Annotated in this window: 25 protein-coding genes; 18 read left to right on the top strand and 7 right to left on the bottom strand. The window is 61.7% G+C overall.

Going from position 1 to position 25,345, the window contains the following annotated elements:
- Positions 1-22: 22 nt before the first annotated feature.
- The 4 genes from ATY77_RS22325 (at position 23) to ATY77_RS22310 (ending at position 3,433) form a co-directional block, all read left to right on the top strand.
- The gene (locus ATY77_RS22325; protein ID WP_088688877.1) at positions 23-394 is read left to right on the top strand and encodes a response regulator; all 372 of its coding nucleotides are present in this window, start codon (positions 23-25) and stop codon (positions 392-394) included.
- Positions 395-880: 486 nt separating this feature from the next.
- On the top strand, positions 881-1,585 hold the full coding sequence (locus tag ATY77_RS22320; RefSeq protein WP_088688876.1) for a LuxR C-terminal-related transcriptional regulator: 705 nt from the start codon (positions 881-883) through the stop codon (positions 1,583-1,585).
- A gap of 31 nt (positions 1,586-1,616) precedes the next feature.
- Positions 1,617-2,054 (top strand): response regulator, encoded by a 438-nt coding sequence (locus ATY77_RS22315; protein WP_088676814.1) that lies wholly within the window; start codon positions 1,617-1,619, stop codon positions 2,052-2,054.
- A gap of 431 nt (positions 2,055-2,485) precedes the next feature.
- Positions 2,486-3,433, top strand: a complete 948-nt coding sequence (locus ATY77_RS22310) for a sialate O-acetylesterase (RefSeq protein ID WP_088688875.1) — start codon at positions 2,486-2,488, stop codon at positions 3,431-3,433.
- Between the two features lie 16 nt (positions 3,434-3,449).
- Here the strand turns inward: ATY77_RS22310 and ATY77_RS22305 are convergent, their stop codons facing one another.
- The 4 genes from ATY77_RS22305 to ybaL form a co-directional block, all read right to left on the bottom strand.
- Complete coding sequence (locus ATY77_RS22305) at positions 3,450-4,163, bottom strand: HAMP domain-containing sensor histidine kinase (RefSeq protein ID WP_088688874.1); 714 nt, start codon at positions 4,161-4,163, stop codon at positions 3,450-3,452.
- Between the two features lie 125 nt (positions 4,164-4,288).
- Positions 4,289-6,835: a protein translocase subunit SecD gene (gene secD, locus ATY77_RS22300; RefSeq protein ID WP_088688873.1), complete on the bottom strand. Its 2,547-nt coding sequence runs from the start codon at positions 6,833-6,835 to the stop codon at positions 4,289-4,291.
- An 85-nt stretch (positions 6,836-6,920) separates the two neighbouring features.
- Complete coding sequence (locus ATY77_RS22295) at positions 6,921-7,301, bottom strand: hypothetical protein (RefSeq protein WP_088688872.1); 381 nt, start codon at positions 7,299-7,301, stop codon at positions 6,921-6,923.
- Positions 7,302-7,355: 54 nt separating this feature from the next.
- A complete protein-coding gene (ybaL, locus tag ATY77_RS22290) occupies positions 7,356-9,176 on the bottom strand; it encodes a YbaL family putative K(+) efflux transporter (protein ID WP_088688871.1) in 1,821 nt (606 codons plus the stop codon).
- A 79-nt stretch (positions 9,177-9,255) separates the two neighbouring features.
- Here ybaL and ATY77_RS22285 point away from each other — a divergent pair, with 79 nt between their 5' ends.
- Complete coding sequence (locus tag ATY77_RS22285; protein WP_088676820.1) at positions 9,256-9,516, top strand: helix-turn-helix domain-containing protein; 261 nt, start codon at positions 9,256-9,258, stop codon at positions 9,514-9,516.
- Positions 9,517-9,523: 7 nt separating this feature from the next.
- On the opposite strand, the gene ATY77_RS22280 is transcribed toward ATY77_RS22285, so the two are convergent.
- Positions 9,524-10,945, bottom strand: coding sequence for a glycosyltransferase family 39 protein (locus ATY77_RS22280; RefSeq protein ID WP_088688870.1), 1,422 nt, complete (start codon positions 10,943-10,945; stop codon positions 9,524-9,526).
- A 625-nt stretch (positions 10,946-11,570) separates the two neighbouring features.
- Here ATY77_RS22280 and ATY77_RS22275 point away from each other — a divergent pair.
- The 13 genes from ATY77_RS22275 (at position 11,571) to ATY77_RS22215 (ending at position 23,702) form a co-directional block, all read left to right on the top strand.
- Positions 11,571-13,199 (top strand): globin-coupled sensor protein, encoded by a 1,629-nt coding sequence (locus ATY77_RS22275; RefSeq protein ID WP_088688869.1) that lies wholly within the window; start codon positions 11,571-11,573, stop codon positions 13,197-13,199.
- 63 nt (positions 13,200-13,262) lie between these two features.
- Positions 13,263-13,559, top strand: coding sequence for an STAS domain-containing protein (locus ATY77_RS22270; RefSeq protein ID WP_088688868.1), 297 nt, complete (start codon positions 13,263-13,265; stop codon positions 13,557-13,559).
- Positions 13,556-13,921, top strand: a complete 366-nt coding sequence (gene cheY1, locus ATY77_RS22265; RefSeq protein ID WP_003570362.1) for a chemotaxis response regulator CheY1 — start codon at positions 13,556-13,558, stop codon at positions 13,919-13,921. Before ATY77_RS22270 ends, cheY1 begins: the two co-directional genes overlap by 4 nt.
- A 17-nt stretch (positions 13,922-13,938) precedes the next feature.
- On the top strand, positions 13,939-16,227 hold the full coding sequence (locus ATY77_RS22260; protein ID WP_088688867.1) for a chemotaxis protein CheA: 2,289 nt from the start codon (positions 13,939-13,941) through the stop codon (positions 16,225-16,227).
- Between the two features lie 4 nt (positions 16,228-16,231).
- Positions 16,232-16,699, top strand: a complete 468-nt coding sequence (locus ATY77_RS22255) for a chemotaxis protein CheW (protein WP_088676825.1) — start codon at positions 16,232-16,234, stop codon at positions 16,697-16,699.
- Positions 16,696-17,604, top strand: coding sequence for a protein-glutamate O-methyltransferase CheR (gene cheR / locus ATY77_RS22250; RefSeq protein ID WP_088688866.1), 909 nt, complete (start codon positions 16,696-16,698; stop codon positions 17,602-17,604). The genes ATY77_RS22255 and cheR overlap by 4 nt, the downstream gene beginning before the upstream one ends.
- Positions 17,601-18,647, top strand: a complete 1,047-nt coding sequence (gene cheB / locus ATY77_RS22245) for a protein-glutamate O-methylesterase CheB (RefSeq protein ID WP_088688865.1) — start codon at positions 17,601-17,603, stop codon at positions 18,645-18,647. Before cheR ends, cheB begins: the two co-directional genes overlap by 4 nt.
- Positions 18,647-19,036, top strand: a complete 390-nt coding sequence (locus ATY77_RS22240) for a response regulator (protein ID WP_003556488.1) — start codon at positions 18,647-18,649, stop codon at positions 19,034-19,036. The genes cheB and ATY77_RS22240 overlap by 1 nt, the downstream gene beginning before the upstream one ends.
- The gene (cheD, locus tag ATY77_RS22235) at positions 19,033-19,587 is read left to right on the top strand and encodes a chemoreceptor glutamine deamidase CheD (RefSeq protein WP_088676828.1); all 555 of its coding nucleotides are present in this window, start codon (positions 19,033-19,035) and stop codon (positions 19,585-19,587) included. Before ATY77_RS22240 ends, cheD begins: the two co-directional genes overlap by 4 nt.
- A gap of 16 nt (positions 19,588-19,603) precedes the next feature.
- Positions 19,604-19,993: a hypothetical protein gene (locus ATY77_RS22230; RefSeq protein ID WP_088676829.1), complete on the top strand. Its 390-nt coding sequence runs from the start codon at positions 19,604-19,606 to the stop codon at positions 19,991-19,993.
- Between the two features lie 130 nt (positions 19,994-20,123).
- Positions 20,124-21,815: a flagellar basal-body MS-ring/collar protein FliF gene (fliF, locus tag ATY77_RS22225; RefSeq protein ID WP_088688864.1), complete on the top strand. Its 1,692-nt coding sequence runs from the start codon at positions 20,124-20,126 to the stop codon at positions 21,813-21,815.
- 385 nt (positions 21,816-22,200) lie between these two features.
- Positions 22,201-22,947: a helix-turn-helix transcriptional regulator gene (locus tag ATY77_RS22220; RefSeq protein ID WP_088676831.1), complete on the top strand. Its 747-nt coding sequence runs from the start codon at positions 22,201-22,203 to the stop codon at positions 22,945-22,947.
- An 8-nt stretch (positions 22,948-22,955) separates the two neighbouring features.
- Complete coding sequence (locus tag ATY77_RS22215) at positions 22,956-23,702, top strand: LuxR C-terminal-related transcriptional regulator (RefSeq protein WP_088688863.1); 747 nt, start codon at positions 22,956-22,958, stop codon at positions 23,700-23,702.
- Between the two features lie 15 nt (positions 23,703-23,717).
- On the opposite strand, the gene ATY77_RS22210 is transcribed toward ATY77_RS22215, so the two are convergent.
- Both ATY77_RS22210 and flhB read right to left on the bottom strand, forming a co-directional pair.
- Positions 23,718-24,161, bottom strand: a complete 444-nt coding sequence (locus ATY77_RS22210; protein ID WP_088676833.1) for a hypothetical protein — start codon at positions 24,159-24,161, stop codon at positions 23,718-23,720.
- A 5-nt stretch (positions 24,162-24,166) separates the two neighbouring features.
- Positions 24,167-25,246, bottom strand: a complete 1,080-nt coding sequence (gene flhB, locus ATY77_RS22205; protein ID WP_088676834.1) for a flagellar biosynthesis protein FlhB — start codon at positions 25,244-25,246, stop codon at positions 24,167-24,169.
- Positions 25,247-25,345 lie beyond the last annotated feature (99 nt).

Genomic DNA, 25,345 nt, shown 5'->3' with positions numbered 1-25,345 from the left:
AATATCTGAGTTGCGGTGCTGGATGCCTACTTTATTCTACGTCGACGACAGCAGGGATGACCTCTTCTATCTCGACTATATCAGCAGGAAGCAGCAGATAGATGTCGATCTATTCTGTTTTTCGACCGCCGAGACGGTATTCGAGGCGCTGGAGCGGCGTGTGGCGGAAGGCAAGAGCCCGCCCGACCTGCTGATTGCCGACCTCTATATGCCGCTGGATAGCGGCGTTGGGCTGATGAACCGGTTGTGCCGGGATGATCGGTTCAAAGCGATGCGGCTTGCCATCTGCAGCGGATCGGATGCCGATGAGGACCGTGCGCGTGCGCTGGAGGCCGGCGCCGATTTTTATCTCGAGAAGCCGCTTGATCTTGCTGCGATCATTCTCAATCTTTAAGTGTAGAAAACGATGGAAGCCTGAAGGCCCGTTTTCCGCCGTTCGTTCGCTGCGGTTGACAAACCGCAATTGACAAGGTCGAGGACGCATCCCAAGATGCAACCGAAGCGAAGAGACCGTAACGCAAAAATAAGCGCTGAGAGAACCGATTTACCCGCGTTCGCCGCCACGAACATCAGCCAACCCCTTAGCTGAATGGGCCAATCGGCTCTCTCGCGCTTACGTCTGGCACTGCCTTCCCGCATTCATGGATGTTGAACGCGGGGAGATTACGATACCCAGGTAAGAACTACTGCCCCCAGTAAAACTGCCCGTGCATCACCTGTAGTTGAGATAATTGATGATATCCGCCTTCCATATCGAAAGCCCCCGTTTCGATACTTGTCATCAACCGTCTCGCAATTTTTGTAGCTGTTCGCGTTTAAGACGTATATCCCAAGATTTCGGGATCGGAGGCATCGGGCGGGAGGAGAGGAAAGAGTGGGAATGAACAATGCTTCGGCAATTCCCTTTCATGCCGGACCGGAGCTTAGCCGGGCGATCAACCGCACCGATTTTTTCCGCCTGTTGAAGGCGGCGGCGCAGCATTACAACTTCGACAATTTCGCGCTTGCCCGCATTTCCGAGGCTTCGGCCCCCTTCGGCGAGCGGGATATCGTCATCACCAACGTTGCCGAGCGGCGCGTCGGCCTTTTCATTGCGACGTTGAAGGAAGCGCTCGGGACCGTGCGGGCAAAGTCCGCCCAGTTTCTGGCGACGCCGGTCCAAGGCAGGGGCGCCCAGCCGGAAGCCTATGCGTCCGATCTCGTCTTCAACGAGTTCCGGAGTGGTGTCTTTCTCTTCATTCCCCTGTTTACGCCGGAGGGGCGGCGATACTGCCTCGTGCTCAGCGGCGAACGCCAGGAGCCCGATCAGGGTGAGATCGCCGACATGCTGCTGGACGCGATGCGGATTTTCGACAAGCTCTACGAGGAAATTCTGACGCAGGAAATGTCCGGGCGGCTTACCCAGCGCGAATCGGAAATCGTCAAATGGACGAGCGAGGGCAAGACGTCGGCGGAAATCGCCATCATCCTCGGCCTGTCCGAACATACGGTCAATTCGCATATCACCGCCGCGGCGCGCAAACTCGATGCCGTGAACCGCGTCCACATGGTGGCGATCGCATTGAGAAACGGATTGGTTTCGTGAAGCTGGTTTCGGGACTGGGGAAATTGGGAAGATGAGCGCCGAAACAACGCGGAGGAGTGCTGTAAAAGTTCTCTTTGTCGACGACGAATTCATCGAATTCCGTGCGCTCAAGAAGAAGATCGCCGATCTTTCCGAACCCGCCGTCGAACTCGAATATTCGGCGTCGATCGGCGATGCGCTGGAAAAGATCCGCGCGGGGCGCTTCGATCTCATCCTGCTCGACAACCGTCTTCTGCCCAATGCGGATTTCCGTGAAACGGTGCCCGAACTGCGCGGCATCGGCTACACCGGGCCGATCGGCGTCGTCTCGACCGATATTTCCGGCGGCTATTTCCAGGAGTTTCCGGAGTACGGCGTCGATTTCCGCATCGGCAAGGACGAAATCGACGTCCAGACGCTCCAGCACATCATTCGCGAATATGTGACCTATGACGTGCCGGATTTCTGGAAGGACGATTACAGCATCTAGTTCCGAGACCCCACTATAGATGCTGGCATGACGCCGTGCTTTCGGCAAAGCTCCGGGCCGGCGTGCCCGTCCCGTGCTCCTTCAAAATGCCGGTAATCTGCTCGCCGTGAAACGGTTGCACTTCATTCTCTGGTCCTCTCAATGGGCCAGAGCTTACTTCAAAATCAATTATTTTTGACGTGGCAAGGTCACCCGATTCACCCAACCGGATGATTGTACTCACTGGTCCGGACTATAGATTATAGCAGGTTTTCGGCGACTCCGCGCGAAATGGTCGTCGATTTGGGGCTCGATCTTCGCGACGAACTCTTTTTTTCAGATCGTGCCCGGGCAAGCAGATGGGGCTGCTCTAAAGGAACCTTTGCGGCTGGGAGCTGCCTTAATTGGTCAGCAGGCCCCATGTCATCGGATGATGTTTGAGAGGTAACGACATGCGCAAAACAATAGCAGTCGGCCTGGCCGCGTTGATCGCCGTGTTCTTTCTCGGGGGCATGAGCGCGAGACATGAGATCTTTCCTTGGCCACAACTTTCCGCGCTGCGGAAAATGGTCGGCGCAGAGAAGGCGGCGGCTCCAAGCCGGTATACTTTCGACGACAAGGAACGACTGATCGGCGATGAAACAAAAACGCTTGTGACCTGCCCGACTCAAACCGATCGAACTGCCGTCTTGCTCATTCTTGGCCAATCGAACGCAGCCAACTACGGTGGACAACGGCACCGGTCCAACTATGGCGCTCGGGTCGTGAACGCCTTTGACAAACGGTGCTTCATCGCCGCGTCGCCCCTTCTGGGATCGACCAATACCAGGGGAGAGTACTGGACGCTTCTTGGGAATAAATTGATCGCATCAGGACAAAATGACAACGTCGTCCTCGCACCTCTCGCATATTCCGGATCTGAGGTCGCACGATGGGCGGCAGGCGGTGACTTCAATCCTGTTTTGGTCGATACAACGAAGAAGCTTCAGGATTCCGGTTATCGGATAACGGGCGTCCTCTGGGTGCAAGGAGAGGCGGACCTCGTTATGGGCACCACTGCGGAGGCCTATCAGGAACGTTTTATGTCGATGGTTGGCACGCTGCGTCAGCACGGCGTCGAAGCACCCGTTTACATTTCGATCGCATCGAAATGCCTCGAGCCGAGCAATGGCGGCTTTAAGGAGCATATTCCAGACAACGCGATAGTCCAGGCGCAATTGGCCCTGTCAAAAGGCGGCCACGGTATCCGAGAAGGCGTAAATTCTGACGTGCTGCTCGATGGAGATGATCGCTACGATGATTGCCATTTCGGGGGCACAGCCGGGGAGAAAGTGTCGCAGGCCTGGCTGAACCTTCTGCGCGGCGATCACCAGCTGGAAGCCTCGGATAGTCTTCGGTGAACCGGTTTTCGCGCCTTCAGGCAATGGGCAGTTGGATGGTGAAGCGGCTGCCCCTGTCATCCGAATGTTCGAGGCTGACATCGCCGCCGAGTGCCTTCAGAAACTCCCGCGCCGTCGGCAGCCCGAGACCGGCGCCGGGAACCGTTCCTGCCTTCGGCAGTTTCCAGAACGGCTCGAAGATCCGCTCCCGATGTGCGGGGTCGATACCCAGGCCATTGTCGGAAATGCGAATGAACCACAGCGGGCCGTCGCGGTCTGCTTTGATCGTGACATGCGGCGGCGAGTCGCCGCGATAGATGAGCGCATTGGAAATGAGATGCCTCAGCGCCAGGCCGAGCAGGGCTCGGTCGGTGCGGATGGAAGGAAGGCCTTCGCTTGCAAGCGCGGCATTTCGGACCGCCGTCTCGTCGATCAACTCGCCCCAGACATTTTCAACAAGCGCCTGCAGATCGACCTCTTCAGGCGTCACTTGAGGCGTGCCGCCGGCGAGACTCATCAGGGCCTTGGTCAGGCGCTGAGCGGTCTGCGCCTTTTCCATGATCATCCTGAGGCTCTGACGATGCTCATCCTCGAGCGTCTCCTCGAGGTCGTCGAGCAGCACTTCGGCATACATGGCGATATGGCGAAGCGGCGATTGCAGGTCGTGCGAGGCGGTTGCGAGGAAGCGTTTGATTCGCTCCTCATTGTCGGCAGCGCTGGTTTCCGGCGGTCTCGTCGGGTTGGATGACATATGGCGGTTTCCCCGATCATTTTTGGAGCGCCCCGCGTGGGAACGCACGATGCAGTGCCGACAATAGAAAGAGGGCGCCGGCTCTGCAACCGGCGCCCTCTTCAAGGATGCGTTAACAACCGAAGTTACGTCGCGGACTTGCGCGGGCGGCCCTGTTCGGGCGGGATGATGTCGACGTTCTCGTCGCTTGCCGGTGCCTTGGCATGGCGGCGGCGCCAATCGCCCAGGAAGAGCAGGATCGGGGCTGCGATGAAGATCGACGAGGCGCCGGCAACGAGAATGCCGAAGACCATCGGGATCGCGAAGCTCGAGACCGCGCTGCCGCCCCAGATCGCCATCGGCACCAAGGCGAGGAAGGCCGTCGCATTGGTGTAGAGGCTTCGTGCGAGCGTCTCGTTGATCGACTTGTCGATGATCTCGCGCAACGGCATCGACTTGTAGAGCCGCATGTTTTCGCGCATGCGGTCGTAGACGACGACCTTGTCGTTCACGGAATAGCCGACGAGCGTCAGGATGGCGGCGATGGCCGTCAGGTTGAAGTCGAGCCCGGTGATCGCAAAGAAGCCGATCGCCTTGGTGACGTCGAGCACCAGCGTAACGATGGCGCCGACGGCGAACGGCCATTCGAACCGCACCCAAATGTAGATCAGCATCGCGAAGCTTGCGATCACCACCGACAGGATGCCGGCCGAGGCAAGCTCGCCGCTGACCTTCGGGCCGATGACGTCGGTGCCTTCGACGGTGGCGGTCGCATCGATCCTGGCGACTTCGGCCTTCAGCTTGGTCACTGCTGCCGTCTGCGCCTCTTCACCGCCTTCCTGCCGCTGGGCGCGAACGAGAATGCTGTTGTTGTCGCCGAAGGACTGCAGCGTGATTTCGCCGAGGCCGAGGCTATCGAGACCCTCGCGGAACTTCGCGAGATCGGCCGCGCCCTGGGTCTTGACGGACATCTGGATGCCGCCGCGGAAATCGACGCCATAGTTCAGGCCGGGATGGATGAACAGCACGACGGAGGCGATCGACAGCAGCGCCGAAACGGTGACGCCGAAGAAGCGCGCCTTCATGAACTGGATGTGCTTGTCGTAAGGGCTGAAGGGGATCAACGGCCGGATGTTCAGCACCTTGAACTTGCGGCGGCGGGTGATCTCGATCATGGCAACGCGCACGAAGGCAACCGAGGTGAACATTGAGATGATCAGGCCGAGCGCCATGGTCACCGCAAAGCCGCGAACCGGCCCGGATCCGAAATAGAACAGGATGGCCGCAGCGATCAGCGCCGTCATATTGCCGTCGATAATGGTCGAATAGGCACGATTGAAGCCCGTATCGATGGCGGCAAAGGCGCCCTTGCCCTTGCGGGTCTCTTCACGAATACGCTCGTTGATGAGGACGTTCGCATCGACCGCGAGGCCGATGCCGAGAACGACACCGGCAATGCCCGGCAGCGTCAGCGTCGCGCCGACCAGCGTCAGGGCCGAGAAGGTCAGGATGGTGTGGATCAGCAGCGCCACGTTCGCCAGGATGCCCCAGGTTCCGTAGAGCACGAAGATGAAGGCAGCGACGAGGGCGAAGCCGACGATGCCGGAATAGACGCCCATCTTGATGGCGTCGGCACCGAGGTCGGCGCCGACGGTGCGTTCCTCGATGACGGTCAGCTTGGCGGGCAGGGCGCCGGCGCGCAGCATGGCGGCAAGCGTCGTTGCGCTGTCGGCCGAGAAGTTGCCGGAGATCTGGCCGGAACCGCCGGTGATCGGCTCGCGGATGACAGGTGCGCTCAGCACCTTGTCGTCGAGAACGATGGCGAAGGGATTGCCGACGTTCTGGCGGGTGATATCGGCAAAGCGGGTGGCGCCGGCGCTGTCGAAGCGGAAGCTGACGACCGGCTCGCGGGTGTTGGGATCGAAGCTGACGCGGGCATCCGAAAGCCGGTCGCCCGATATTTCGACGCGGTCGAGGACAGGATAGGAGTTTCCTTCGTCGTCCTTCATCATCGTCACGCCGGGACCGGGCTGGTTGTTCGGCGCGAGCATGTGGAACGACATCTTCGCCGTGGAGCCCAGGAGTTCGCGAAGGCGCGACGGATCCTGCGCGCCCGGCAGCTGGACGAGTACGCGGTTGCCGCCGATGCGCTGGATGGTCGGCTCGGAAACGCCGACCTGGTCGACGCGCTGGCGGATGACTTCGAGGCTCTGCTGGACGGCGTTGTCGACATTGGCGGAGATGCCGGCCGGCGAGAAGCCGACGGTGACGGTCGCTCCATTCGCCGTGACATTGAGATCGGCCTGGCCGGCGCTGAGACCGGTGCTGATCGGGTTGGCGAGCGTCTTGAGTTCGGTGACGGCCGCATCGCTCTGCGAGGCATCGGCAAGCGTCACGACGATCTGGTTCTGGCTGCGCACGACGGCCTTCGGTTGGATGCCCTTTTCGCGCAGCACGCGGCGCGCGTCCTGGAGCAGCGATTGCAGCCGCTCCTTGGTGAGGTCCGCCTCATCGACTTCAAGCACGAGGTGGGAACCGCCGCGAAGGTCGAGGCCGAGCGACACCTGGTCATGCGGCAGCCACGCCGGGATGCGCTGGAGGGTGGATTGCGGCAGGACGTTCGGCAGGGCGATCAAGAGGCCCAGTATGATGATCACCGAATAGGTGAACACCAGCCATGGTGAGGTACGCATGTTGTATTCCTTAGATAATCGGGGGCCGGCGCTCCGGCGCTGGCGGTATGTCGTCAATGGTCGGAAGCGCCGCTCGGCGCTGGCCTCAGGCCGCTGCCGGCGGTGCGCGCGGCTGATAGGTCGTGGAGACCGCGGCACGAAGCGGGGCTTTAAATGCCGCAAGAGGCGCGGCGGCGGCCCAGCCGTCGGGATCCAAAGGTGGGACGGCGGCAAGCAGGGACGATCCGGTGTCGTGAGTGGTCTGCTTCGGCGCAAGCTTGCGCTCGGCGGCGAGCACCCCGCGCAGAGCCTCGCGCACGGTCAGCTGCGGCGGCTGCGGATCGCGGCCGGAAGAGGAAAGCGTATTGACCGCGGCGGCAGGCGAGAGAACCAGATTGCCGCCGAAGAGCAGGCCGAGATAGGCAAGGATGGCGACGGCAAGGGAAGCGGCGATACGGATCGTCAGACGGTGCTGGTCCAGCTCCATCTCCTCCGTTCCAGCGATGTCACTCCCGTATCGGCTCAAAAGCGCGCCAATCTCTTATTCTTTTTCCAGCGGAGCAGTGCCCGTCGGTATGATTGTATCAGGCTCGTGCCTGTCTTCATAGGGAACACTCTCATGATGCACTTGAGCGAGCCGGTCAACCATGCCCAGAGCGATTTCGCGTTCGCCCATGATGACGGTGTCGGCGCCGTATTGCTTCAGTTCGTCGACCTCGGCGTCGGAATGGGCGCGGGCGACGATGAGGATCGAAGGATTGACGCTGCGCGCCTGCTCGGCGATGCGGCAGGCCTCGAAGGCGTTCGGAATGGCGATGGCGAGGCTGCGCGCCGTCGAGAGATTGGCGAGATCGAGTGTTTCCCGCGCTACGGCATTGCCCATGAAGGCTTCGATGCCCTGCGCTTTCAATTCGCCGATGCGCTTGTCGGAATCCTCGATGACGAGGAAGGGCGTGCCTGACGATTTGAGGTTCTGCCCGACGATCCTGCCGACCCGGCCGTAGCCGATGAGGATCGCGTGGCCGCTGAGGGCAGTCGGATGCACTTCGTCGTCTTCGGGCGCCTGTTCCTGAGCGGCACCTGCCTCCGCGGCGGCGGCAGCGGGATCGGCTGCGGGCTCCTCGCGCTTTGCGCCTTCGAGAAGAGGCCGCATGCGGTCGCAGAGGAAGAACAGCAGCGGATTGAGAACGATCGAGATGATCGCTCCGGCGAGGATGAGGTCGCGGCCCTCCTCCGGCAGCAGCCCGAGTTCGACTCCAAGAGCGGCGAGGATGAAAGAGAATTCGCCGATCTGGCCGAGGCTCGCCGAGATCGTCAGCGCCGTTCCGAGCGGCTTCTTGAAGGCGAGCACGATCAGGAAGGCGGCGAGTGATTTGCCGATGACGATGATGAAGATCGTGGCGAGGATCAGCAGCGGCCTGTCGATCAGGATGTTCGGATCGAACAGCATGCCGACCGAGACGAAGAAGAGCACGGCAAAGGCGTCGCGCAGCGGCAGGCTTTCCTGGGCGGCGCGATGGCTGAGCTCGCTTTCGGCAAGCACCATGCCGGCGAAGAAGGCGCCGAGCGCCAGAGACACGCCGAAGAGCTTCGCTGCGCCGAAGGCGACGCCGAGCGCAATGGCGAGCACGCCGAGGCGGAAGAGCTCGCGCGAGCCGGTATGGGCGATGCGGTGCATCGTCCAGGGAATGAGCTTGCGCCCGAAGACCAGCATCAGCGCCACGAACAGCGCTACCTTCACCAGCGTCATCGCGATCATGGCACCGATGCCGAGATCGAAGCCGAACAGGCGGCTTAATCCCGCCGAAAGCGGCTCGACAGGGCCGTGGCCGTCACCGCCGATGCTGGCGGCTGCCGGTATCAGCACCAGTGCCAGCACCATGGCGAGATCCTCGACGATGAGCCAGCCGACGGCGATCCTGCCGCGCTCCGTCTCGACGAGCCGCCGCTCCTGCAGCGCCTTCAGCAGCACGACGGTAGAGGCGACCGAAAGAGCCAGGCCGAAAACCAGGCTGCCGCCGGTCGGCCATCCCAGGAAGGCACCAAGCGCCCAGCCGAGCAGCGTGGCGAAGGCGATCTGCGCGATGGCGCCGGGCACGGCGATGCCGCGCACCGACAGCAGGTCTTTGAGCGAGAAATGCAGCCCGACACCGAACATCAGCAGGATGACGCCGATTTCGGCAAGCTCGGGTGCAAGGCTCTGATCCGCCACGTAGCCGGGCGTATGCGGCCCGACCAGCACGCCGGCGATCAGGTAGCCGACGAGCGGCGGCATGCGCAGCCGATGGGCGATGGCGCCAAAGACGAAAGCCAGCACGAGGCCGCCGACGATTGTCGAGATCAAGGGCGTATCGTGTGGCATTGCTGTCTCCCGATCTGGAAATCCCGTTCGTAATATGACATATATGGTCTATATCGACCAATATGGGTAACTTGAAATCATGGGTCAAGGCGCCAGAGAAACAATTCTGAGCCCCGCTCTCTGCCGGGCTGCACGCGGTCTCCTCGACTGGACCCAGACCGATCTCGCCGAGAAGGCCGCCGTCTCGCGCAGCACCATCCGCGATTACGAGGGGCGCCACCACGATATCCATCGTGCCACGGAGGCGCAGCTGCGCCTCGCCTTTGAGGAAGGCGGGGTCAAATTCATCGAGATTGAAGGCGCGGGCACCGGCCTCTGCCTGCCCAATCGGCCAGGCTGACGCCGGCTCAGGGCGCCAGGCAGGCGGCCGAGACCTTGTAGATATAGAGCGACTTGCCCTTGTAGTAGCCTGCGGCCGGCTGCCAGTTCTTCAGCACCTCGGGCGTCTCGGTGGCGCAGGTGAGGGGGGCGTCCGTCAGGAAGAGCACGGTGCCAGTCATATCGGCGGGCAGGGCGAATTCCTGCTCGTAATAGCTCTCCGGAAGGCCTGCCGGCGCCCGCGCATAGATCCTGTAGGATGCGTCGCGCAGCGTATAGAAAAGATCGGCGACCATGTCGCGGTTGTTGGTGACGATGATATCGGTGCCGGCCGGGCCCGCAAGTGCCGCTGCCTCGCGGCTGACCTCGGCGCGGCCGAGATAGCGCTTCATCAGCTCGTCGCCGTTCGGCAGCAGCAGCTGCTGCGGAAAGATCGTCGCCAGGGGAAAGAGCAGGCTTGCGATGCCGTTGATGGTGAGCGACAGCCGCAGCCCCTTCGGCCACAGGCGATAGAGAAGCCAGACGGCAAGGATCGTCCCGGCGACATAGGCGGTCACGGCCCAGTTGGCATAGGCCTTTGCGACCGTCGCCTGCAGGGTGATCAGCACCACCACCGGCATCGACAGCCAGACCAGCATCTTCTCCCGGTCGTCGCTCCTGCCCTTGATCATGCGGTAGACCGCCCAGAGCATGGCGAAAAATATGATCGGCCCGACGACGCCGAACTGGGCGGCGAAGAATTCGAGCCCACGCCGCAGGTTGATCCCGAGTTCGCTCCAATGGGCGATATCCTGCGTATGGCGCACCGTCGTATTGTCGTGCTGCAGGTTCCACCAGAGGTTCGGCAAGGCGACGGCCGCCGACACTACGACCGCGATGATGAAATCGCGAATGGCGATCCGCGCAGCCGGAATGAGAAGGAGGGCAAGCGCGCCGCCGGGAACGACGAAGAGCACGGCATATTTCGTCAGGAAGGCGAGGCCGACCCCGAGGCCCATGACCAGCGCAAGTCCGACCGAGCGCCGCTGCGTCAGGCTGAAATAGGCAAGCAGGGCGATCGCGATGAAGAAGAGTAGGATCACGTCGGTCGAGAAGAACACCGAGGAAAGCGCCACGCCGGGAAGGGTAATGTAGGCGGCGCCCGTCCAGCCTTCGATCTCCGGGCCGACGAAACGTTTGGCCACCTTCATCAGCACCAGAGCCGCCGCCATGTGGATCAGCGGTCCGGAGAGCCTGATCCAATAAATGGCGTTGGAGCCGGAAAGCTCGGTCATCGCCCGGATCACCCAGGCGATCATCGGCGGCTTGGAATAATAGCCGAGATCGAGATTCTGCGACCAGAACCAGTACTGCGCCTCATCGACGAAAAGGTCCGTCGCATCGAAATGGAGCGAGACGACGCGCCAGAGCGTGAAGCCAAGGACGATGAGGAGACCAGATCTGGGGGACATGAACTTAAGTGTTCCGCTGACATGAAAGGCGCGAGTGCGATTACACCAAAGGCGCCGGACTGCCAACGGGAAAGGGTTCTTAGAACACCCGAAGCGGGCGGATGTCGCGGTTTGCCGCGATAAAATCGAGACGGGCGACGGCTGCAAGCACCGCTATTGCAATCAAGCAGGAACCCAATCCGAGAACAATCATTGCTCTGTCCTTGTCGACGTCATGTCTTGGTTATTGACCGGCATATAACACGGAGCTTGCGTGTGCCTTGTAGCAGCCGTGCAACTGCGCGGCAGTATTTCTTATGAGCTGCCCTGAATTGCTTCAAAAGCCAGCACTGGGAAAGGCTTATTAACCTTCAAGCAAGGAATTAACCATAAACATTGGGTTACACGTCGGAATGGGAAGATGCACTCGTTCCCACCAGGCATGACGCCGTACCGCCGTACCGGGTCGATCCGGTATCCATCTCTTCAGACAGCTTCGAAACATAGCTGATCAGAGGGCTTTTGTCGGCCGGTGCCAACCGGCGATGAAGACCGTCTCCACGCTCTGCGTTCATCGGATGCTGCAAAGGTTTTTGGCCAGGCATTCGCCTGGAAAGTGGGTTGGGGACAGGCGTTGAGGCAGGACATGCCATCAGATCAGGCTCGTGGCGCGCAGGCAGGCAGCTTGCGCGACCGCCTGCGCTTTGCCGGTCTCGATGCCGATCAATGTGAACTCGTGCGCCGCAACCGGCCCGCCCTCGAGGCGCATTTGAAGGCGGGTCTGCGCGATCTCTTCCACCGGTTCCAGTCATTTCCCGACGCCGCCCGCAATTTCGAGAGCGAAAGACAGGTCGATCGCCTGCATGATCTCCAGTCCTCGCATTGGGACGTGCTGACGGATGCGCGGTTCGACAGCCTCTATGCCGAGCGCGTCAAGGTTCTCTCCGATACCGAAAGCAAGATGGGGCTCGATCCGCGCTGGCACGTGGCCGGTCACGGCGTCATGCTCGAACATGTCGTTTCCGGCCTTGCCGAAGAGATCGCCGGCCGCCCCTTGCTGCCGTCGGCCAAGCGCCGCACGCGTGAAATCTCCGACCTGATGACGGCGATCATCCGCATCGTCATGGTCGATGTGGAAATTGCCGTCTCGCTCCGTTTCAACGCGTTGCGAGCCGCCCAGAGCCGTGCGCTCGCCGATCAGCGCGCCGACAGCGAGGCCGAGATCGCCCGGATCTTCGGCGATGTCATCGAAGGCCTGTCCGCACGCGACCTGACGCGGCGCGCGCCCGTCGATGGCGCCAATGCCGCGATCGCCACCGCTCTGAACAATGCCTTGGATGGCCTGCAGGCCGAGTTCACCGCCATCACCGAACGCACTGATAAGGCCGAGGCGGCGACAGGCTCGCTTGCCGGCCTGTCCAGACAGTTTGCCGGTAACGCTTCCGGCCAGGCCGATCGCCTTCAGCTTTCCGCCGCCGCTCTTGCCGGCATCGCCGGCAGTGTCCGCGACGGCGCCGCCGACAGCCGTGCCGCCGAACAGGCTGCCGCCTCGACCCGCGCCGCCGCCGAGGAAAGCGGCGAGGTCGTCGGCCGCGCGATCGCCGCCATGGCCGATATCGAACAATCGGCCGAAAAGATCGGCCAGATCATCGGCGCGATCGACGAGATCGCTTTCCAGACCAATCTCCTGGCGCTCAATGCCGGCATCGAAGCCGCTCGCGCCGGCGATTCCGGCCGCGGTTTTGCCGTCGTCGCCCAGGAAGTCCGGGCGCTTGCCCAGCGCTCGGCCGAAGCTGCGCGTGAGATCAAGACGCTGGTGACCACCACCAAGGCGCAGGTCGATGCCGGCGTGCAGATGGTCGGCCGCACGCAGGATTCGATCGGCAGCATCGTCCGCCAGGTCACCGACATCAATGCTGCGATATCAGGCATCGCCACCAAGACCGGCGAACATGCCGCAAGCCTCGACAGCGTCACCGTCGACGTCAAGGGCCTGGGCGCCGAGGTGGCCGATAGCGCGGGCTTTGCCGAGCGCTCGGCGGATGGCGCCGACCATCTCCATACCGTCATTCTCGAACTCGGCCAGACGATTCGCGAGTTCCGCATCGCCCGCGAAAACGCTCTTGCCGAGCGCCCGGCGCCGGCCCGCGTGATGCCGCCCCGCGCCATCGAGGCGGCCGCCCGTCCGGCACCGGTCGAAGACGAATACGAAAATGATGATTTTGGCCTTCCGCAGCCCTTCGCAAGCGTCGGAGGTGGGCGGAATGTTTACTAACCTATCGGATTATCGCCTCAGCTCATCTTCTCGGGCCGGGGACAAGGGGACAAGGAAAAGCTGATGGTAGCAAAGAAGAGTGGCAAGACGCTGAATTTGACAGCGGTGCTCGACCTCAACGAGGCTTCCGCCTTGCGCGATAAACTCCTCTCGCTCAGGGGCAGCGGCCTTTCGATCGACGCATCGGGCGTCGAGCGGATCGGTGCTCTCTGCGCTCAGGTTCTGATGTCCGCCGAGAAGACCTGGGAGCAGGACAAGCAGCCGTTCGCCTTTTCCAAGGTGTCCGATGCATTTCAGAAAACCATGCAGCTGGTTGGCGTCAATATTGACCACCTGCTCGCCAAGGAGATTCGGCAATGAAGAAAAAAGTGCTTACCGTGGATGACTCCCGCACCATCCGAAACATGCTTCTCGTGACGCTGAACAATGCCGGTTTCGAGACGATCCAGGCGGAAGACGGCGTCGAGGGCCTTGAGGTTCTCGAAGAGTCCAATCCCGACGTCATCGTCACCGACATCAATATGCCCCGTCTCGACGGTTTCGGCTTCATTGAAGGTGTGCGCCGCAACGAGAAATACCGGGCGATCCCGATCCTGGTCCTGACCACCGAAAGCGACGCGGAGAAGAAGAACCGCGCCCGCCAGGCCGGTGCCACGGGCTGGATCGTCAAGCCTTTCGACCCGGCCAAGCTGATCGATGCCATTGAGCGTGTAACGGCTTAAACCCAGGATTTTCTCCTATGGATATGAACGAAATCAAAGAGATCTTCTTCCAGGAGTGCGAGGAGCAGCTCGCCGAACTGGAATCCGGTCTTCTGAAAATGAATGATGGCGATCGCGATCCGGAAACCGTCAATGCGGTGTTCCGTGCCGTGCATTCGATCAAGGGTGGCGCCGGCGCCTTCGGCCTTGATGATCTCGTCGCCTTCGCCCATGTCTTTGAGACCACTCTCGATTGCGTTCGTTCCAACAAGCTTGAGCCGACCCAGGACGTCCTGAAGGTGATGCTGAAGTCGGCTGACGTGCTCGCCGACCTGACGAATGCTGCACGCGACGGCGGCAGCGTCGATGAAAGCCGCAGCCGCGGCCTCGTCAAGGAGCTGGAAGCGCTGGCCAACGGCGAATTGCCGTCTCCTTCGGCCGCCGCTGAAGCCCCTGCGCCGAAGGCCACCGCAAAACCCGCGCCGGCTGCTGCTGCACCCGCTCCGAAGCCGACCGACGATAGCGGCTTCCAGCCGATCCCCTTCTCCTTCGACGATTTTGGCGGCGATGAGGCGGATTCCGGCTTGCCGGCTTATGAAGTCACCTTCAAGCCGCGCTTCGAGCTCTACTCCAAGGGCAACGACGCCACGCTGCTGCTGCGCGACCTCTCTCGCCTCGGCGAGATGACCATCTATTGCAACGCGGACGAACTGCCGGGCCTCGAGGAGCTCGATCCGGAAGGCGCCTATTTCTTCTGGAACGTCACGATCAAGACGGACAAGGGCGAGGATGCCATCCGCACCGTCTTCGAATTCGCCGAGTGGGATTGCGACCTGACGATCAAGGCGGTCGACGAAGCGGCGGGCGATGCAAGCACCAACGAGGAACTGCCGATGGTGCCGGTTCCCTTCGACCTGTCGATCCTCGACGAAACGAGCGCAACGGAAGAGACTTCCGCCCGCGCGCGGGCCGACGAGACGGCCGCGGCCGTTGCCGCTGCGGAAACCGCATCCAACGTCACGCAGATGGCCGCAGCCGCCGCCCGCGTCGAAAAGAAGGAATCGGCAGCAGCCGCAGCCGCTGCCGCAAATGCCGCCGCGCAGAACAATGCGGCCGGTGCCGGCCAGACGATCCGCGTCGATCTCGACCGCGTCGACCGCCTCATCAACCTCGTCGGCGAATTGGTCATCAACCAGGCGATGCTGTCGCAGAGCGTCATCGAGAACGACACGACCGGCACCTCCTCGATCAACATGGGTCTCGAAGAGCTGCAGCAGCTCACCCGCGAGATCCAGGACTCGGTCATGGCGATCCGCGCGCAGCCGGTGAAGCCGGTCTTCCAGCGCATGTCGCGTATCGTCCGCGAAATCGCCGACATGACCGGCAAGTCGATCCGCCTGATCACCGAAGGTGAGAACACCGAAGTCGACAAGACTGTTATCGACAAGCTGGCCGAGCCGCTGACCCACATGATCCGCAATGCCGTCGACCACGGCATCGAAACGCCGGAAAAGCGCGCCGCCGCCGGCAAGAACACCGAAGGCACGGTCCGCCTCACCGCCAAGCACCGCTCCGGCCGCATCCTGATCGAGCTTGCCGACGACGGCGCCGGCATCAACCGCGAGAAGGTCCGTCAGAAGGCGATCGACAACGATCTCATCCCGGCCGATGCCAACCTGTCGGACGAGGAAATCGACAATCTGATCTTCCTGCCGGGCTTCTCCACCGCCGACAAGATCTCCGACATCTCCGGTCGCGGCGTCGGCATGGACGTCGTCAAGCGCTCGATCCAGGCGCTCGGCGGCCGCATCAACATCACGTCGAAGCCGGGCCACGGTTCGGTCTTCACCATGAGCCTGCCGCTGACCCTCGCCGTCCTCGACGGCATGGTCGTCACCGTCGCCGGCCAGACGCTGGTCGTGCCGCTGACCGCGATCGTCGAAACCCTGCAGCCGGAAGCCGCCGCGATCCACTCCTTCGGTGCGAACCACCGGTTGATCTCGATCCGCAACTCCTTCTGCCCGCTGGTCGATGTCGGCCGCATCCTGAACTTCCGCGCGACCCAGGCCAATCCGGTCGAAGGCGTGGCGCTTCTGGTGGAATCCGAAGGCGGCGGCCAGCGCGCCCTGATGGTCGATGCCATCCAGGGCCAGCGCCAGGTGGTCATCAAGAGCCTGGAAGCGAACTACACCCACGTGCCGGGCATCGCCGCCGCCACCATCCTCGGTGATGGCCGCGTGGCCCTCATCCTCGATGTCGACGCGGTTGTCGGCGCTTCGCGCGGCCAGTCGCTCAAGGCGGAAATGTCGTTAGCAGCGGTAGGGTAAGGCAATGTCGTACACCGTAAAAAGTCTGAGCGAAGGGGACCGCGAACTGATCGCGTTCCGTATCGGCGATCAGGAATTTTGCGTGAACATCATGTCGGTTCGCGAAATCCGGGGCTGGACCCCGGCGACCGCGATGCCGCACTCGCCGGCCTATATGCTCGGCGTCATCAACCTGCGCGGCGCCGTGCTGCCGATCATCGACCTTTCGGCCCGGCTCGGCATGAAGCCGGCCGATCCGACCGCCCGCCACGTCATCATCGTCGCTCAGGTCCGGCGTAAGGTCGTCGGCCTTCTGGTCGACGCCGTCTCCGACATCCTGACGGTGACCGACGAGGTCATCCAGCCGACGCCGGAGATTTCATCCGACCTCGAGCGCCAGTTCGCCCGCGGCGTCCTCGCCATCGATAAGCGCATGATCTGCCTGATCGAACTCGAAGCCCTCTTTTCCGAAACCGAAAGCGAAGCCGCATGAATGCAATGGGCGCAAAAGATCAGAGGCAGGGAGCCGACGAGGTCCTGGCGAGCGGAGAATATCCGCTGACGCGCCGCGACCTCACGGAAATCGCCGCGATGATCTATTCGGATGCCGGGATCTTCCTCAACGAGACGAAGGCTTCGCTCGTCTATTCGCGCCTGTCGAAACATATCCGCAATCTCGGCCTGTCCGGCTTCCGGGAATATTGCGCGCTCGTCGCCTCGCCGGCCGGCGCTGCGGCGCGGCGCGAGATGCTGTCGCATCTCACCACCAATTTCACGCGCTTCTTCCGCGAAAACCATCATTTCGAGCATCTGCGCGACCATGTCCTGCCGGAGCTTCTGCAGCGGGCGCGATCCGGCGGCAGGGTGCGCATCTGGTCGGCCGCTTCTTCCGACGGGCAGGAGCCTTATTCGATCGCGCTGACGGTGCTGTCGCTGATGCCGAATGTCGCCGACTACGACTTCAAGATCCTGGCGACCGACATTGACCCCAAGATCCTCGCGATCGCCCGCGCCGGCGCCTATGACGAGGCAGCGCTCGAAACCGTGTCGCCCGCCATGCGCAAGCAGTGGTTCAGCGAAGTCGAGGTGCAGGGCCGCAGGAAATTCCAGGTCGACGACCGCGTGAAGCGGCTGATCACCTACAACGAGCTGAACCTGATGGCGCAGTGGCCGTTCAAGGGCAAGTTCGACGTCATCTTCTGCCGCAACGTCGTCATCTATTTCGACGAGCCGACGCAGATGAAGATCTGGCAGCGTTTCGCCGGCCTGCTGCCGGAAGGCGGCCACCTCTATATCGGCCATTCCGAGCGTGTCTCGGGCGAAGCGAAACACGTCTTCGACAATATCGGCATCACGACCTATCGCTACACGACCAAGGGTCTCGGGAGGAAGGCATGAGCGCCCCGGCACGAGTTCTCGTTGTTGACGACTCGCCGACGATGCGCGGTCTGATCACGGCCGTCCTGAGTTCGGACCCCGAAGTCAACGTCATCGGCCAGGCCGGCGACGCACTGGAAGCGCGCGAGGCGATCAAGCGGCTGAACCCCGACGTCGTGACACTCGATATCGAGATGCCGAACATGAACGGCCTCGATTTCCTCGAAAAGATCATGACGCTGCGACCGATGCCCGTCATCATGGTATCCACAATGACGCATCGCGGCGCCGAGGCGACGCTTGCGGCATTGGAAATTGGCGCCTTCGACTGCGTCGGCAAGCCGGCGCCCGGCGAACCGCGGCCCTTCGGAGACCTTGCCGAAAAGGTCAAGGCGGCCGCGCGCACGCAGCGCCAGTTCTCCCAGCCTGCGGCTGCCGCCGTCACGCCGCCGCCTGCCGTCGCCGATTTCCGCGTCGGCCGCAAGATCGTCGCGATCGGCTCGTCCACCGGCGGCGTCGAGGCGCTGATTGCGGTGCTGCAGAAGTTTCCGGCCAATTGCCCGCCGACCGTCATCACCCAGCACATGCCGCCGACCTTCACCAAGAGCTTTGCCGAGCGACTGAACCGCCTCTGCGCGCCGGTGGTGCAGGAAGCGACCGATGGCGCCCGTCTTGAGATCGGCAAGATCTACCTGGCGCCCGGCGGCGAACGTCACCTTCAGGTCACCGGCGCCTCCGCGCCGTGCTGCCGCCTCGTCGACCGGCCGCCGGTCAACGGCCATCGCCCATCGGTCGACGTGCTCTTCGATTCGGTCGCGGAACTGGCGGGACGCAATGCCGTCGGCGTGATCCTTACCGGAATGGGCCGCGATGGCGCGGCCGGATTGTTGAAAATGCGCCACGCCGGCGCCAGAACGCTTGGCCAGAACGAAAAAACCTGTGTCGTTTACGGAATGCCAAGGGTTGCTCATGAACTTGGCGCCGTTGAGCAGCAGCTGCCGCTGTCTGCCATCGGTGAGGAAATATTGAAAATGACAGCCGCCCGAAAGGAAGGGACCGAATAATGTCGATCGCGGAGAAAATCAAAGTTCTGATCGTCGATGATCAGGTAACGAGCCGGTTGCTGCTCAGCGATGCGCTGACCCAGCTCGGGTTCAAGCAGATCACGTCCGCAGGCGACGGGGAGCAGGGCATGAAGATCATGGCCGAGCAACCGCACCACCTGGTGATCTCGGACTTCAACATGCCGAAGATGGATGGCATCGGCTTCCTCCAGGCCGTGCGCACCAACCCGAACACCAAAAAGGCGGCGTTCATCATCCTCACCGCCCAGGGCGACCGCGCGCTGGTGCAGAAGGCGGCCCAGCTCGGCGCCAACAACGTGCTCGCGAAGCCGTTCACGATCGAAAAGATGAAAGCGGCCATTGAAGCCGTGTTTGGAGCCTTGAAATGATCAATGAGGGGGCAGCCCGCCGCGTGCACATCATTCAGGGCGAGTACAAGGTTCTGAGCGACCCGAATGCGGTGCTCTCGACCATTCTCGGCTCGTGCGTGGCTGCGTGCCTCCGAGATCCTGTCGCCGGCGTCGGCGGCATGAACCACTTCCTGCTGCCCGGTTCGGCGACCTCGCCGACATCAGGCGGCGATGCCACGCGCTACGGCGTGCATCTGATGGAACTGCTGATCAACGGTCTCCTGAAGCAGGGCGCCAGGCGCGACCGGCTGGAGGCGAAGATCTTCGGCGGCGCGAAGACGATCTCGACATTTTCCAATGTCGGTGAGCAGAACGCGGCCTTCGCCATGCAGTTCCTGAGGGATGAAGGCATTCCGGTGGTCGGTTCCTCGACCGGCGGAGAACATGGACGCAAGCTTGAATATTGGCCGGTCTCCGGCCGTGCCCGGCAATACCCCCTGACCGGCGCCGAAACCCAGAGAACCGTCGCTCTCGAGCAGCGTCCCGCCGCTCCGCAGAAGCCCGCCGAAACCAGTATCGAATTTTTTTGATGGCGAGGATTTTCATATGACCTTTAACCCGGTGATCGAACCTCCCGCGCCAGTCGAAGCGCTGAGCGACATCCTGATGCGCATCGTTTCCGAACTGCACGATGTCGCCTACCTCATCGAGCGCATCGAGCCGCAGCTTCTCGATCTCGGCGGCGCCGAAATCCTGAATTCGCCGGATTCGATGAAGGTCATGCAGGGTATCGATCTCGCCGTGCAGAAATCGCGCGGCCTTGCCGAATTCATCGACACCATCACCGGCGAAATCCCGCAGGGCTGGACAGTCGACGTCGCGACCGCGCTCAGCCTCGTCAAGCTGGCGGAGATGCAGAAGGCGCTGGGTGGCGCCATGCGCCACGGCCATTCCCAGCCGCTGAGCAAGGCCGCCGGCGACTTCGATTTCTTCTAGGAAGGCTCACAGCCCGCCGGTCCATTTCGCTCCGCGCGCCCTTTACGAAACGCTCGCGCAAGTTTCGCCGATTATTCGTCAGATGAGGCAATAAGCCTGCTTTGTCTTTGACGGATCGTGCGAGAACAGAATGAATCTGTTAAATCAATTAGTTCAGATTTTTAAGAACTTTGGCGCCCTAGGCCGTACACGCCTGATGATTCTCGGAGGCGTCGGCGCCGTTTCCATCGCAATCGTCCTTGCGGCTGCCCTTTTCGTCAACAAACCGGCACAGGAAACGCTCTATGTCGGTCTGGATTCGCCGGATCTCAATCAGATCAGTATGGCGCTCGCCGAAGCCAACATCGATTTCCAGGTCGGCACGGACGGTTCCAGCATCACCGTTCCCGCGGGGATGACGGGCAAGGCCCGCCTGCTGCTTGCCGAACGCGGCCTGCCGAACAGCGCCAATGCCGGTTACGAACTTTTCGACAATGTCGGCTCGCTCGGCCTGACCTCCTTCATGCAGGAAGTGACGCGGGTTCGCGCGCTGGAGGGCGAAATCGCACGCACGATCCAGTCGATCTCGGGCATAACAGCCGCGCGTGTCCACATCGTCATGCCTGAAGTCGGCAACTTCCGGAAGGCGGAGCAGAAACCGACCGCTTCCGTCATGATTCGCGCGAGCGCCGCCGCGGGGCGCAGCGCCGCCACCTCGATCCGCCACCTCGTCGCCTCGGCCGTGCCGGGGCTTGACGTCGATGACGTGACGATCCTCGATTCCGCCGGCCAGTTGCTCGCCTCCGGCGACGAGACGAGCAACAGCTCGCTGAACCGCTCGCTCAACATCGTCCAGAACGTCCAGCAGGAAGTCGAATCCAACATCGACAAGGCGCTGGCGCCCTTCCTCGGCATGGACAACTTCCGCTCCAGCGTCACCGCCGATCTCAATACGGACGCCCAGCAGATCCAGGAAACGGTCTACGATCCCGAATCCAAGGTCGAACGCTCGGTCCGCTCGACGAAGGAAGCCCAGCAGTCGCAGCAGAGGCAGTCCGATAACGCCACCACCGTCGAACAGAACATTCCCCAGGCCGCTCCCGAGGCCGGGGGCGCCGGCGGACCGGAATCGCAGGACAAGTCCGACAAGCGCGAAGAGCAGACCAACTACGAAATCAACAGCAAGACGACGGCGACGACCCGCAACAGCTACAAGGTCGAGAAGCTTTCGATCGCCGTGGTGGTCAACAAGGGCCGCATCGCCAAGATGGTCGGTGAACCCGCCGACCAGGCCAAGATCGACGCCTATCTCGCCGAAATGCAGAAGATCGTCGCTTCGGCGGCCGGTATCGATGCCAAGCGCGGCGACGTCGTCACCGTCACGGCCATGGATTTCCTCGAAAATCAGCTGCTCGAAGAGGCGACCGGCGGCGTCCGCGTCATGGACATGCTGAGCCGCAACCTTGCCGGCATCATCAACTCGCTTGCCTTCGTCGCCGTCGCCTTCGTGGTGGTCTGGATGGGCCTGCGGCCCCTGGTGCGCAGCGTCAACGGCAGCGGCTCGGGTGCAATGCTCGGCGACGCCACGCCGGAAGCGGCCGGCCTCGAGCTGCCGGACTTCGCGCCGGCGGCCGGAGCGTCCGGAGGGGCTCTCATGGATGGCTTCGGATCCGACTTCGGCTTCGACAGCACGGAAGATCTGCTCAGCCTCGGCGACGACGACGGCAACTTCAACCGCCGCGTCAAGGAAGGTCCGGAACGCAAACTGTCCCGCATGGTCGAGATCAACGAGGAACGCGCCGCGAAAATCCTCAGGAAATGGGCGATCGACGACGCAGCATAAAAAAAGGGCCGGGCAACCGGCCTTTTTTTATGTGGGTACGAGGCCGGTTCCATTCAGATCGGAATAGGTCCAAGTCTCTTGAACGCCCGCCGGGAGAAGTTAGATAAAATTGTTGAGGATCACTCGCGTAAAACGCGAATCAAGTTGCGGTACAGCCAGAATCATCTTAGCCTTCCCTATATTCTGAGGGGCGCAATTGGTGCTCGAATCAGTGCATGGGCGACAGCGAAAGTAAATCCCCAGAAGTCGGAGATGGTGATTTACATCGGCTGACTTACCCTTAAGTGATTCGAAATGGGATTCGCGCGGGGCTTGAATTGAATCCTTTACACAAAAATTGCTGTCGCACCGAGTTTGATCGTTCCTCAGCCGCAGGAAATTGCCAATGGATATGACCGTATTTCAGGCGAGCAAAGGCGAGAGGCAAATGGCGAATTTCGCGAGCGTGATGGCGCCGGCACTCTTGCCGCGTGACGAGCTGATCCGGCGCCTGCACGGTGTCGCCGACACCGGAAGGTTGCAGTCCGGTCTGCGCGCTCTGACGGAGTATGTCGGTGCTTCGCACTATCTCCTGGCGCGCTGCGATCTCATTCAGGAAAGCGGCCTCGATTTCATCGTTGCATCCGACTGGCCGTTCGATCTGGTCAAGGATGTCGTCGACGATCTGATCAGCGGCTATGCCCGTTCGACCGAGCTGGAAAAATGCATGCAGGTCTTCCAGCCGAACTTCGCTCTTCTGCCCGATAGCGCCGATGTGCCGGAGGGCGCCAGCCGCCAATATTGTTCGCTGACCTTCAATGTCGGCCGGTCGCGGCTGGCTCTGATGTTCCTGTTCGGCGAAGGCTTCATTCTTTCGCCGGAGCGCTTGCGGGACGTGGGCCTGCTGGCAGGTTATGTCGCGAGCTTCCTTCGCTGCGGCGGTGCACGGGTCGATCGCGATTTCGAACTGACGGACCGCGAGCTGGAATGCCTGTTCTGGATCGCCGAGGGCAAGACCAGCGACGAGATCGCGATGATCCTCGGAATCTCCCGCAATACCATCAACAACTACATCACCAGCGTGATGCGCAAGACGGCGACCAAGACCCGGTCCGAGGCCATTGCCTTCGCTGTCCGGAATAATCTCGTATAGGGGGATCCATGGCCCATCCATCAGGCAGGACGATGAGCGGCGCGGAGCAGCTGCGCATGGTGCGTGTGAACAGGATTTCCAGCCGGTCCGATCTTTTCCCGCGGCTGATCGCGATGCAGAAGCTCGCCGAAGCCCAGGGCTTTGCGATCTATCGCGTCAGCGGTTCGGGCCTGCCGGCAAAGCAGCGCCTGGTCTGCGAGCTTGAGAACTGGGGCTCTTCGAACGCCGGTTTCGGCAAGGCTTTCACGGATGCCTACGGCGATATTCTCCTCGATCATATCGATAAATCGCTGCTGCCGCTCTCATGGGCCGGCGCTCACGATCGTGCGGCACCCGGCCCGGCGGACTTTTCGCCGTTCATGACGCGGCTGAAGGATGGCATCCTGCCTTTTTCCGGCATCGCTTTTCCGGTGCGGCTCGGCGCCGTCGGCAACGGCTTCATCCTTTTCACCGGCGATGAAATCGACCCCTCGAGCGATACGATCGTCGAGCTGCACGGCCGCTGCTGCCATATCATGATGGATCTGCTCTCGCTCGACGAACGCCGCACGGGTGCCGCCGAAGCCCTCAGCGAACGCGAGATCGCCTGTCTGCAGCTTGCCGGCGACGGTCGCATCAGTGAAGAGATCGCCGACAAGCTCGGCCTTTCCGTGCACACCGTGAACGCCTATCTCGGCTCGGCGACCATCAAGCTCGATTCCGTCAACCGCATCCAGGCGATCGCCAAGGCGATCCGGCTCGGCTATATCAGCTGAACCGGATTGAAGGCGTCAGCTCGCTAAAGCTTGCGGTGGCTGATTCACGTTGTAGCGCGATTCCCGCAGGCTCTTTTCGAGGAAGCGGGTATTCTCATCGGGATCGGCCGAGGGGTCCTGAAACGCGATGTGGTTGATCTCGATGCCGGCATGGTCTTCGGCGAGGGTGAGCTGGGCGTAGACCGTGACGCCGCGCGGCTTGATCTCCAGATCGAGAACGACCTCGGGCTTGCCGCCCCACTCAAGCGTATAGTTTCCGCCAAGGCCGAAATTCACCGTGCCCGGATGAAAGAAAAGCTCCGCCGCCGAAGCGACGAGATCGGAAAGATTGCCGTAGTACTCGAAGCGCAGCAGTGAAATGAGGTCAGAAGCGTCCAGAAGGCGCAGTTCCGTGGCAACTGGGCTGATGGCGTTTGCGAGGATCTTTTCACGTTGGGCAGAGTGAGGGCATTTTTTCATTCGGCTTATCTTACCCGTTTGTTCTTGGCGTCTGCGGCGTAGATCCGGTGGATCAGCTCCGCAACGGCCTTATAGAAGACTGACGGTATGACACTATCGACCGAGACTTGCGCAAACATGGAGCGGGCGAGCGGCGGATCCTCGAACACGGGGATGCCGTTCTTCTCGGCGATCTCCCTGATCTTCAGCGCGATGAGGTCCTGGCCCTTGGCCAGCACCACCGGGGCGTCGTTTTCTTCGCGTGCATAACGCAGCGCCACCGCATAGTGCGTCGGGTTGGCAATGACCAGTGTGGCGCGGTCCACGTTGGCGATCATGCGCCGGCGCGCGCGGTCGCGCATCAGCGAGCGCTGCCGGCTCTTGACGAAGGGGTCGCCCTGGGCCTGCTTGTTTTCTTCCTTCACTTCGTGCCGCGTCATCTTCAGTTCGGTGAACCAGTGATGGCGTGTCCAGAAAAGATCGGCGATCGCGACGATCGCCGTGGCAATCAGCACGACGATGATGATCTTGCGCATCGCCGTCATCATCCGCACGAGGATCGTCTGCGGGTCGGAAAACATCGCGTCGATCGAGCCGAAATATTCGCTTCTCAGCACGAAAAATAGGATGACACCGACGATGACGACCTTGAACAGCGACTTTCCGAATTCGACGAGGCCGGGCAGGCTGAAGAGCCTTGACCAGCCTTTGATCAAGGAGATGCGCGAGGCCTGCGGCCGGATGCGCTCGAGCACCGGCGTCGGCAGGTTCTGGAAGATGGAGGAGGCGATGCCGAACACCATGAACAGGATGAAGGCGGGGGCGAGCAGCGCAGCACTCGCCCAGCCGAGCCGGACGAAAAGCGCCAGAATATCCGGCCCCGTCTCGATCTTCCACTGGTCCGGCTGCTCGAAGATGTCGCGCAGCGTCTCGTTCATGCGGCCGACGCTGTCGGGAAGGAAGAACACCAGATAGATGAAGGTCGCGAGGATGGTTGCGAAGATCGACAGCTCGCGCGAAAACGGCACATTGCCTTTCTCCGCCGCATCGCTTCGCTTTTTCGCGGTCGGGGCTTCTGTTTTGCTGTCCTTGTCATCATCTGCCAAGTCGCTGCCCTCCGTCAGACAAACGGGCCGCAGCCAATGCATGCCGCCCGGCAGTGTGCAATGGTTTTGGGATGACGATATGCATCAAAGCAAAGACCT

The organism is Rhizobium sp. R634, from assembly GCF_002211305.1.
In the GTDB taxonomy this organism is placed as follows: Bacteria; Pseudomonadota; Alphaproteobacteria; order Rhizobiales; family Rhizobiaceae; genus Rhizobium.
Note: the sequence above shows the minus strand (reverse complement) of the source record. Positions and strands in the feature narration are given on the sequence as shown.